This is a genomic window from Kitasatospora sp. NPDC059817 (assembly GCF_042731835.1).
Lineage (GTDB): Bacteria > Actinomycetota > Actinomycetes > Streptomycetales > Streptomycetaceae > Kitasatospora.
Genome location: NZ_JBHWIR010000105.1, coordinates 3,197 through 6,274, shown reverse-complemented (window position 1 = coordinate 6,274; position 3,078 = coordinate 3,197). Strand labels below are relative to the sequence as shown.

Below are 3,078 nucleotides of genomic sequence, written 5' to 3'. Positions count from 1 at the left end.
TACCCCCGGGGCCCTCTGGCGCTGTGTCCTGGGATACTGGCCCGCCAACAGCCGGGGCGCCCCGCCCGCCGGGGGCGGGGGCCGGGGGCGAGGATCGCCTGGCCGGTAACCATGCGCTCGGCAAGGCTCTCCAACTGGGCGGGCATCTCGCGATCCGTCTAGGGAAGACGGATCTCGGCCTGTCCAGTCTCGAACGGGCAATAGCGGCAGCGGACTCGGCGGAAGACCCGCTGCTGGGGGCGATGATCTGCAACTCGGTGGCCTGGGCGTATCAGCGTCAGAACCGGCTCGGCGACGCGCAGACGCTGGCCATCCACGCAGCGGACGGGGTGGAGAACGAGCACTCGTCGAAGGCGGAGGGGCTCAAGGTGTGGGGCGGACTGATCATGTCCGCAGCGACCAGCACGGCCCGGAGCGGCGACTATGACGGAGCATCCGAGATGATGCTGACCGCAGAGCAGGCGACCAGACGCCTTTCAAAGCTTCCCGCCTCGGCCGACGGCCGCATGGTCAGCGTGTTCAACAGCTCCTCGGTGCGCATCGAGCGGGTTCGGCTCGCGGTCCAATTCGCCCGGCCGGAGGAAGCCTTGGGGCTCGCGAAGGGAATCAGGCTCAGCAACGACACCCCGGTGTCCTGGCGGACCTGGCTGCTCCTGGACGTAGCGCGCGCGTACACGGACATGGGGGACGCGGTGGGAGCGGTGTCGACCTTGGAGAAGCTCCAGCGAGTAGCGCCGGGCTGGATGCGGCACCACACCCTCGCCGTGGCCATCGTCTCCGACCTCTGGGCGGGTCCGGCGCGCCCGCCCGGCCTGAAGAGGCTTGCCCGCTCCCTGGGGCTGACTGACTAGATCCCAAAACTAGGACGTTCCGTCCCTGTTGATTGCGTGGCCACCACGAGAACCTCTCCGTACGAACACAGAGAGGAGTCATAAGGTGACTGTTGGTATCAAGCTCCATGGCTACGGGGTGCGGTGGGACCCGGAGGGCCGGTGTTACCGGGTGCGGAACGAGACGACGGGGGAGTGGCTGTGCAGCGGTACCTCGGGTGAGCTGGCTTCCTTCTCCTCCTTCTCCGCCGCCTTCAGTGCGTGGCGGGGGTTCGAGGTGCGGCGGCAGGTGGGGGCGTGATGGGGGAGAAGGTCTACCGCGCCACCGTCGACCAGCGGCGGCAGGCCGCCGACGTCCTGGACGACCTGACGGCCGTCCTCGCCCTGGGCGGCGTCACGCTGCCGTCCGTCGAAGTCGACTGGGAGCACGGCCGGTTGACCGGGTGCTACCTGGTGAATCTGGGCTCGGCCAGCCCGTCCGCGCTCCTGCGGGTCGTCGACCTGCTCCGCAAGGGGCTGCGTTACGAGCGCCTGACGCGTGACGGCTGAACTCCTCGCCCGCCTCCTGTGGTTGGCGGGCTTCTCCCTCGTACTCCTCGCCGCCCTCAGAAGGTGAACCGCCCGATGCAAGACCCCCGTCTGCTCGCCAAGCCGCCGGTGTGCCGGCTCGGCTGCCTCGTCCTCGTGCGCAACCCGCGCGGTGACGTTCTCCTCGTCGACCCGGACTACATGGACGGGCTGATCCTGCCCGGCGGCGCCGCGAAGCCGAACGAGCCCCCGCACCTCGCCGCTGCCCGCAACCTGCGCGCCGAGACCGGCCTCAACCTCCGTCTCGCCGCCGTCCTCGCGGTCGACTTCACCCCCGCCGACCGTTACCTGGAGCGCCTCAACCTGGTCTTCGACGGCGGCACGGTGCGCGATGACACCCACCTGACCGTCCCGCCCCGGCACCGCAGCGGCCTGTTCGGTGCCCGCTTCGTCCCCGTCCGCCAACTCCACGACGTCATGGCGCCCTCCCAAGCCGCCCGTGCCACCGAGGCGTTGGCGGGCCGCGCGCTGCCCGTCCTCCTCCACGGACAGCGCGCGACCTGAGGACCGCCGCCGGGTTGGGGTGGTCAGTGCCCACATCGGCCCAGGCGGTGACGCGTTCGGCACTTCGGCACTTCGGCAATGAGAAGGGGCGGGCGCCAGGATCGGCGCCCGCCCTCCCGCGTCCGGGTGCGGTCAGCTCCAGGGGTTGGCCGGCTGGTCGGTGATGGCGGTCCAGAAGCGGGTGCCGGCGGGCAGGGTGCCGTTGGCCCACAGGCCCCAGCCGTTGGCGTCGTGGAACTCGGCCATCCGGAAGCCGGTGCCGAAGTAGCCGGCGCAGAGCTGGTCGGCGGCGGCCCGGCTGGAGAGCTGGCTGCCGGAGGTGGGGATGGTGGCCTTCACCTCGCCGCCGGCCCAGCTGTGGAAGCCGCTGGTGGGGACGCCGGCGGGGGCGGGGCGGCCGTCCTGCTTGAGGCACAGCACGGGCAGCTGCGCGGTGGCGGGGGTGTCGCCGCTGTACGCGTTGCTGCTGTTGTCGTTGCCGACGTGCACGACGTTGTCGGCGCGCTGCTCAAGGGTGGCCCAGGTCATGCCGTTGTGGGTGGCGACGCCGCCGAACAGGGCCACGTAGGTGCTGCGGTAGATGTCCCACTCCTGGTACCCGCCGTCGTTGCAGTCGAACATGTAGAGCCGCCAGCCGCCGCCGCCGATCCTGTGCTCGGTGTTGTCCAGGCACTGGGAGTTGGAGATGTTCTGCAGCCGCACCCCGAACAGGTCGTACCTCGACGTGCTGTCGGCCGCGGTCCACGGCGTGACCCGCCACATCTGCGAGGTGGCGTTGGCGACGCACTCGGCGCTGGAGGGGGTGTAGTCGGCGGTCAGGCAGTAGCGCTGGTCGTTGGTGTTGTTGAGGGTGTAGACGCTCGGCAGGCCCGAGACGGGCTTGAACACCCACTGGCCCGGGCCGTCGGACGGCGCGCAGGGACGCAGGTGCGTGCCCGTCAGTACGCCGTCGGGACAGCGCTCGGACTTCTGGTTGAACAGGACCGTCGAGGGGGTGTCGGCCGAGGCCGAGCCGCCCGGGACCAGCACCAGGCCGGTCAGGGCCAGCGCGATGCCGAGGACGATACGCCGGACTAGCGAACGCACAGAGCTCTCCAAGAAGGGGAGACGACGAGGGACGGCGGCCGGTCCGGAGGGCCCCCCGGGCCACCCGGTC

4 protein-coding genes are annotated in these 3,078 nt (G+C 70.7%); 3 read left to right on the top strand and 1 reads right to left on the bottom strand.

Going from position 1 to position 3,078, the window contains the following annotated elements:
- The 3 genes from ACFV61_RS22025 to ACFV61_RS22015 all read left to right on the top strand — a co-directional run.
- A partial coding sequence (locus ACFV61_RS22025) for a transcriptional regulator (protein ID WP_380493472.1) occupies window positions 1-851 on the top strand: 851 nt, incomplete at its 5' end.
- 279 nt (window positions 852-1,130) lie between these two features.
- Window positions 1,131-1,379 (top strand): hypothetical protein, encoded by a 249-nt coding sequence (locus ACFV61_RS22020; protein WP_380493470.1) that lies wholly within the window; start codon window positions 1,131-1,133, stop codon window positions 1,377-1,379.
- Window positions 1,380-1,454: 75 nt separating this feature from the next.
- Window positions 1,455-1,922: an NUDIX domain-containing protein gene (locus ACFV61_RS22015; RefSeq protein ID WP_380425197.1), complete on the top strand. Its 468-nt coding sequence runs from the start codon at window positions 1,455-1,457 to the stop codon at window positions 1,920-1,922.
- Between the two features lie 132 nt (window positions 1,923-2,054).
- On the opposite strand, the gene ACFV61_RS22010 is transcribed toward ACFV61_RS22015, so the two are convergent.
- Window positions 2,055-3,008 carry a hypothetical protein gene (locus tag ACFV61_RS22010; protein ID WP_380425199.1) on the bottom strand — a complete coding sequence of 318 codons (954 nt, stop codon included), beginning with the start codon at window positions 3,006-3,008 and terminating at the stop codon, window positions 2,055-2,057.
- Between the last annotated feature and the right edge of the window lie 70 nt (window positions 3,009-3,078).